At 74.8% G+C, this 6,379-nt stretch carries 8 protein-coding genes; 2 read left to right on the top strand and 6 right to left on the bottom strand.

Going from position 1 to position 6,379, the window contains the following annotated elements:
- From AB0J52_RS22715 to AB0J52_RS22695, 5 genes are all read right to left on the bottom strand, one after another.
- Positions 1 to 476, bottom strand: a 476-nt coding sequence (locus AB0J52_RS22715; protein WP_500183934.1) for a hypothetical protein, incomplete at its 3' end; no start/stop codon positions are given.
- Between the two features lie 53 nt (positions 477 to 529).
- Entirely contained in the window at positions 530 to 1,510 is a 981-nt protein-coding gene (locus AB0J52_RS22710) for a L,D-transpeptidase (RefSeq protein ID WP_500183932.1), read from the bottom strand.
- 62 nt (positions 1,511 to 1,572) lie between these two features.
- Complete coding sequence (locus AB0J52_RS22705) at positions 1,573 to 2,079, bottom strand: RNA polymerase sigma factor (RefSeq protein WP_500183930.1); 507 nt, start codon at positions 2,077 to 2,079, stop codon at positions 1,573 to 1,575.
- A complete protein-coding gene (locus AB0J52_RS22700; protein ID WP_500183929.1) occupies positions 2,076 to 2,951 on the bottom strand; it encodes a hypothetical protein in 876 nt (291 codons plus the stop codon). The genes AB0J52_RS22705 and AB0J52_RS22700 overlap by 4 nt, the downstream gene beginning before the upstream one ends.
- A gap of 66 nt (positions 2,952 to 3,017) precedes the next feature.
- Positions 3,018 to 3,866 (bottom strand): TetR/AcrR family transcriptional regulator, encoded by an 849-nt coding sequence (locus tag AB0J52_RS22695; RefSeq protein WP_500183928.1) that lies wholly within the window; start codon positions 3,864 to 3,866, stop codon positions 3,018 to 3,020.
- Between the two features lie 107 nt (positions 3,867 to 3,973).
- Between AB0J52_RS22695 and AB0J52_RS22690 the strand changes: the two genes are divergently transcribed.
- Positions 3,974 to 4,987: an ATP-binding cassette domain-containing protein gene (locus AB0J52_RS22690; RefSeq protein WP_500183927.1), complete on the top strand. Its 1,014-nt coding sequence runs from the start codon at positions 3,974 to 3,976 to the stop codon at positions 4,985 to 4,987.
- Positions 4,984 to 5,775: an ABC transporter permease gene (locus AB0J52_RS22685; protein ID WP_500183926.1), complete on the top strand. Its 792-nt coding sequence runs from the start codon at positions 4,984 to 4,986 to the stop codon at positions 5,773 to 5,775. The genes AB0J52_RS22690 and AB0J52_RS22685 overlap by 4 nt, the downstream gene beginning before the upstream one ends.
- 25 nt (positions 5,776 to 5,800) lie before the next feature.
- Here the strand turns inward: AB0J52_RS22685 and AB0J52_RS22680 are convergent.
- Positions 5,801 to 6,379: hypothetical protein (locus AB0J52_RS22680; protein ID WP_500183924.1), on the bottom strand; the 579-nt coding region annotated here is incomplete at its 5' end.

Below are 6,379 nucleotides of genomic sequence, written 5' to 3'. Positions count from 1 at the left end.
CGATGAGCAACCAGGCCGCGGCCTGGATCCCTTCCGCTTTCACTGGCCGCGGCGGCTGCCAGAGCGGTCATGGCGGCTCCTGCGGCGGCGAGCCCGGCCGTGCGGTGCGCGGCCAGGGAGTACAGCGCGAGTACCAGGGCGAGTGGCCAGGCCACGGCGGCCCCGCCGCTCCAGATGGCCAGGAGCGTCGCCGTCAGCGCTCCGGCCAGCGCCCAGACGGGTGCAATCCGGCGCACGGCGAGCGCTCCGGCGGCCGCGCACGTACTGAGCGCTACGACCGCGACCTTCGCCGCTCCGCCGACGGCGCCCGGCACTCCAAGGTCCAGAGCTCGCGCAGAAAACGCGAACACGTCCGGCATCGCCCACACGAGCAACTGCCCGACGACGACGACCGCCGCCAGCAGCGGATCCCGTCGTCCCGGCGACGGCAGACGAGCGAGCGCGGCGAGTGCAGGGCGTCGCCGTTGCCTCGTCACGATCCGAACCCTACGTCCGCTGTCGTCCACGGCGAACGTCCACGGACGGCGCACTAGCTTGTGATCTGCGGCGAGGCGCGCCAGGTGTCCCAGGGGAGCTGCCAGAACGACCAGCCGTTGCGCCAGTCGAGGCGGCGCGCCGTGCCGGTGACCTCCACAACGTCCCCCCGGTGCGCGATGCCGAAGAACCAGCGCGCGCCGGCCGGTGTCGCGCGGACGCAGCCGTGGCTCTGGTTGCTGACGCCGAGGAACTGGTACGCGCCGTCGCTCTGGTGGACGTACTCGCCGGTCCGGGTGATCCGGACGGCCCACGGGATCTGCTCGTCATAGCCCTGCGGCGATTTCGGGTCGACGCCCATCCACGCGGAGGTCATCCGTGCGACCCGCTCCTTCTCCATCACCAGGTGGACGCCGCTCGCGGTGAGGTACACATCGGTGCCGTCCTTGAGGTGCCCGCCCCGGCCCGCGCTGATCGGGATGCGCCGCGCGACCTTTCCGTCCCGGCGGACCGTCATCTGGTGGCGGCGCGTGTCCACGATGCTGATCTGGGACGCCCCGACCGCGAAGGTGCGCGTGACGTCCTTGGCCCCGTACACGCCCTTGGCCATGCGTACTCCGGTCAGGCGCGCGGTGAAGCGCACCTTCTGGTGCGGGCTCCAGTACGTCCGTGTCCGGTAGACGACGGTCCTCGCGTCGAGCCAGCGCCACGCCCCTTCGACCGGCCGTTCCGCCCGCACCTCAAGGGCGTTCTCCACCGCAGTGCGCTCGGTCACCGGACGGCTGAACGTCACGATGATCGGGAAGCCGACGCCGACCGTCTCGTGCTCCGCGCCCAGGGGCGTGATGTCGGCGACGCTCGCCGTGCGGGAGCCTTGTGGCCGGGACGCCGCGCTGGACGGGCGAGCCGACGGGCTCCCACCGGTCGAAGGGAGCGCCTGGCCGGGGCCTGTGGAACTTGTCCCTGGTCCCGTGCCGCAGCCCGTGAGCGCGAGCACCACACCAGTGCCGACCGCGCACGTCCTGTATCTCTTCACTGAGCTCCCCGAGAACACGAAGGTCTGAAAAATGAGGGGTTGACCGAGGGGTGCGAGCGCGTTCAGCGCGTCGCGGGCGTGTGCGTGGCGAGTGCGCTGCGGAGGTGGACGCGGGCACGCGCCAGGCGGGCCCGGACGGTCGCCGGGTTCAGGCCGAGGACGACGGCGATCTCGGCCGGCGTCATCTGCTCCCAGGCCGACAACGTCAGCACTTCCCGGTCGGGTTCGGACAGTCCGGCCAGCGCCTCGTGGACGGCGGTCACACCGTCCGGCTCGTCCACGCGCTGGAGCCGGACGGCCAGGTGCTCGCGCAGCCGGGCGGTGAGCGACGCGCGCCGCGTGCTGCCGCGCCGGTGGTTGGCCAGGACGTTGCGGGCCGTCCCGTAGAGCCACAGCCGGGCGTCGTCGCCGTCCGGGAGGGCGTCGATCCGCCGCCAGGCGGTGGTGAACACCTCGGAGAGCAGGTCGGCCGCGTCCTCCCGGGGCTCCACGCGGCGCGCGAGGTAGCCGAGGATCGCCGTGCGGTGCAGCCGGTACAGCGCCTCGGAGCGGGCTTCGGCGGCGTTCATCGCAGGGCCCCGCTCAGCGTCCAGGGCAGGTTGCAGCCGCTCGCGAAGGCCCGGATGGACGTGTCGGTGACCGGTCCCTGGATGAAGTGGAACGTGCGCGTGAAGTGCCCGGGGTCGCCGGGGCGGCTCTTCCTTCCTGCGGGTCCGCTGGCGCCGACGACGGTCCAGGGCGTGTTCTTCTCGATGAACAGGCGGTACCGCGTGCGGGCGGACCCGGGTTCGGTCGCGACGTACGCGGCGGCATTGCGGCACAGCGCGTACCGCCGCACGTTGAAGATCAGCGCGGTGATCTGGAGCCGCTTTCCAGGACGGATCAACCGGACGCGGAGCGGCCCCCAGGACTCGCCGGGCGGCAGCGTCAACCCCCTTTGCTGGGAGTCCAGGAAACCGGGCAGCTCGGGCGAGCCGAGGTTGATCCATTCGCTCGCGTCGGCGAACTCGCCGGCCCGCATGCTCCCCGCGACCGCGGCCCCGTACAGGCCGGTCTTCAGCGGCGGAGGCGCGGGCGGGGTCGTCGCGCCCGTCGCCGGACGGTCCGGGGGCCGCCGCACTCCGTCGTCGCGCAGCACCGCGTAGCAGCCGAGCAGGACCAGCGCGGTCGCGGCCGCGGCGGCGAACACCATCACATGCCGCCCGATTCCGGACGGCCGGCGCACCCCGCCCGTGCGGCTGACCCGCCGCGGCCTGAACGTGCGCGGCCTGAACGTGCGCGGCCCGATCCGGAGCGGCCCGAACGGGCGGCGGGCGGAGGTGAGGCCCGCGCCCAACTCGTCCAGCAGCCCGTCCAGGACGGGATCGGCGGCCAGGTCGGCGTCCGCCGGCCCGGCCGCCGTGCGCAGCCGGGCGAACGCCTCGTCTTCCGTGAGATCCATCCGAACTCCCTCGTTCGGACATCTCATGTCCGGCGCGCCCCGCTTCGTGACCGCCGAAGATCACGGTCACATATCGGTGCGGCTCCCCTCGGGGACCTCCGGCGGGCCGTCCGGCCGGCCGTGCGGACGGTCGTCCGGCCGTCCGTCCGGACGGCCGGCGCGGGCGGTGATCAGGGCCTCGATGCCGTCCAGGATGCGGGCCAGGCCGAACTCGAAGGCGTGCTCGGGCCCGACGGCCGAGCCGTACGCCTCGGCCGACGCGCTGCCGACCCGGGAGCCGAGCGGGTAGCGGGAGCCGTCGATCCGCTCCGCCAGGAACGGCGCGGTCGCCTCCCACCACTCCCGGTCGGTGAGGCCGGTGCGGCGCTCGGCCTGTGCGCGGTTCACCGAGGTCCGGGCGGTGCTCTCGGCCAGGCCGTTGACCAGGGCGACGGCCGAGTCCATCTCCACGTCGGTGAGGCCGATGCCCTCGACGGCCCGCAGCTCGGTCTCGTACTTGTCGAGCAGGTTCGGGCCGAGGGGCGGACGGGCCGTCGCGACCTGCAGCAGCCACGGATGGGCGTGGTAGATCCGCCAGTTCTCGCGCGCGACGTGCACGAGCCGCTCGCGCCACCCGGCCGCCGGGTCGGCGGGCGGGGTGATCTCGGCCACCGCGCGGTCGGTCATGGCGTCCAGCAGCTCGGCCTTGCCCGGCACGTAGGTGTAGATCGACATGGGGGAGACGCCGAGGTCCTCGGCGATCCGGCGGATCGACACCGCCTCCAGGCCGTCGGCGTCGGCGATCTCGACGGCGCGGCCGACGATCCGCTCCGGGGTCAGCTTCGGGCGCGGCCCCCGGCGGGGCCTGCCGCGCGCTCCCCAGAGCAGTTCCAGGCTGCGGCGCGGGTCGCCGGCGCCGGTGTACTCGGTCGTCACGCCCCCATCCTCGCAGAGGCCGGCGCCCTTTCCGGAAAAAACTTTGTACGACGTACGGAAAAGTGTGGCAGGCTGTACTCCGTACGACGTACAGAGTTGGAGGCCGCATGAGAACCGCCGTGCTCGCTCAGTCGCTGCGCAAGCGCTACGGCGACACCGCCGCGCTGGACGGGCTCTACCTCGCCGTCCGCGCCGGAACGGTGCACGGACTGCTCGGCCCGAACGGGGCCGGGAAGTCGACGACCGTCCGGATCCTCGCCACGCTCACCCGCCCGGACGGCGGCCGGGCGCGGGTCGCCGGGCACGACGTGGCGCGCGAGCCGGCCCGCGTCCGCGACCAAATCGGCCTGGTCGGGCAGCACGCCGCCGTCGACGAGGTGCTGTCCGGGCGCCGCAACCTGGTGATGTTCGGGCGGCTCGCCCACCTGTCCCGGCGCGCCGCCCGCAGCCGGGCGGACGAGCTGCTGGAGTCCTTCGGCCTCGCGGAGGCCGGGGACCGCCCCGCCGGGACCTACTCCGGCGGGATGCGCCGCCGCCTCGACCTGGCCGCCGGGATGCTGCTCGCCCCCGAGGTGCTGTTCCTGGACGAGCCGACCACCGGGCTCGACCCGCGCGCCCGCGCCGAGGTCTGGCGCGCCGTCCGGGACCTGGCGGGCGGCGGCACGACCGTCCTGCTCACCACCCAGTACCTGGAGGAGGCCGACCGGCTCGCCGACGAGGTGTCGGTGATCGACCGCGGCCGGGTGATCGCGTCCGGCACGCCGGAGGGGCTGAAGTCGGAGCTGGGCGGCGACCGCCTGGACGTGGTGATCGCCGAGCCCGGGGACCTGGCGGCCGCGGCCGCCGCCGTCGAGCGCGTCACCGGCGCCCGGCCCGAGACCGACGAGGAGGAACTGCGGCTGTCCGCGCCGGTCGCCGACCGGGTCGGCGCGCTCGCCGGGACGCTGCGCGCCCTGGACGACGTGCACGTCACCGTCGCCGACATCGCCCTGCGCCGGCCGACCCTCGACGAGGTCTTCCTGCGCCTGACCGACCGCCCCGGGCCGGATTCAGGCCGCCCCGACCCGAGCCGCCCCGAACCGGCGGGGGCCGAACCGAGCGAGAAGGAGGCCGTGCGATGACCGCCGCGACGGTCCGCTGGACCCTGCTGGACGCCTGGACGATGACCGGCCGCGAGCTGGAGCGCCGGGTGCGGCGGCCGGGGGCGCTGGTCGCCGCGCTCGCCTTCCCGGTCATGGTCGTGCTCATGATGGGCTACCTGTTCGGCGGCCAGATGGACGCGCCGGGCGGGAACTACCGCGAGTTCATCATGCCGGGGATGTTCGCCCTGACCATGGCGTTCGGCCTGGAGGGCACGTTCACCGCGATCGCCGCCGACGCGTCCCGGGGGATCACCGACCGGTTCCGGGCGCTGCCGCTGTCGGCGTCCGCGCCGGTCGCCGGGCGCTGCGCGGCCGACCTCGTGGACGCCGTCCTCGGGCTCGTGGTGATGGGGATCTGCGGCCTGGCGGTCGGATGGCGCTGGCACGACGGGATCGCCCGGGCGCTGGCGGCGTTCGGGCTGCTGGTCCTGCTGCGCGCGTCGCTGGTGTGGGCGGGCGTCTGGCTCGGCCTGCTGGCCAAGGGGCCGGAGTCGGTGATGGTCATCCAGGTGCTGGTCTGGCCGGTCGGCTTCCTGTCCAGCGCGCTGGTCGACCCGTCCACGATGCCGGGCTGGCTGGGCGCGGTCGCCGAGTGGAACCCGCTGTCGGCCACGGTCACCGCGTGCCGCGACCTGTTCGGCCAGCCGGGCTGGGAGTCCCACTCCTGGCCCGGACGGCACGCGCTCGCGCTGGCCGTGGCCTGGCCGCTGGTGATCACCGCGGTGTCCCTGCCGCTCGCGGTGCGGCGCTACCGCCGGCTCGGCTAGGGGGGCCGGCCGGGGGAGGGGACGGTCAGGGGAGCAGCGAGATCCGGTGCCGGGCGAGGGCGAGCGCGGGGTAGCACTCGTCCGGCACGGCCCGCCCGTCGCCGGGCCCGGTGCCGAGGGCGGCGCGCAGGCGCTCGCCGACGGCGGCGGGCGAGAACGGCTGGACGGTGCACAGCTCGGCCTGCATCGCCTGCCGGGCGGCGGTCATCAGCGCCGGGACGTCCCCGACCGGGACGATCTCGCTCGGTGCGTCCCCGTAGCTCAGCCGGACGGCCACCGCGTGCAGGTCGCGGCCGCCGGGGTAGCGGAACTCGCAGACGAACCGGTCGCCGTCGAGCGGGCCCTCCTGGATCAGCCAGACCTGGCCGGGCGTGACCGCGCCGAGGTCCCCGGCCCAGGACGGCTCGTCCGCGCGGACCGCGTCCGCCGCCTTCGCCGCGACCCCGCGGACCTCGGCCGGGCCGATCGCGGCGAGCCCGCGCAGGAACGTCCGCGCGCCGGGCGTCCCGGCCGCGCGCAGGCAGGTGACCAGGTCGCCGAGCGCGGCCCGGCGGCCCTCGGCGTGCGGGGCGGCGGCTTCCAGCGTGCCGAGCTGGGCCGACAC

Source organism: Spirillospora sp. NPDC049652 (genome assembly GCF_040675125.1).
In the GTDB taxonomy this organism is placed as follows: domain Bacteria; phylum Actinomycetota; class Actinomycetes; order Streptosporangiales; family Streptosporangiaceae; genus Spirillospora.
This window is presented reverse-complemented; position numbering and strand designations above follow the sequence as displayed.

Coding starts and splice junctions, on each gene's coding strand:
- AB0J52_RS22690 (WP_500183927.1), top strand. CDS start 3,974: ATGAGAACCGCCGTGCTCGCTCAGTCGCTGCGCAAGCGCTACGGCGAC.
- AB0J52_RS22700 (WP_500183929.1), bottom strand. CDS start 2,951: ATGGATCTCACGGAAGACGAGGCGTTCGCCCGGCTGCGCACGGCGGCC.
- AB0J52_RS22685 (WP_500183926.1), top strand. CDS start 4,984: ATGACCGCCGCGACGGTCCGCTGGACCCTGCTGGACGCCTGGACGATG.
- AB0J52_RS22705 (WP_500183930.1), bottom strand. CDS start 2,079: ATGAACGCCGCCGAAGCCCGCTCCGAGGCGCTGTACCGGCTGCACCGC.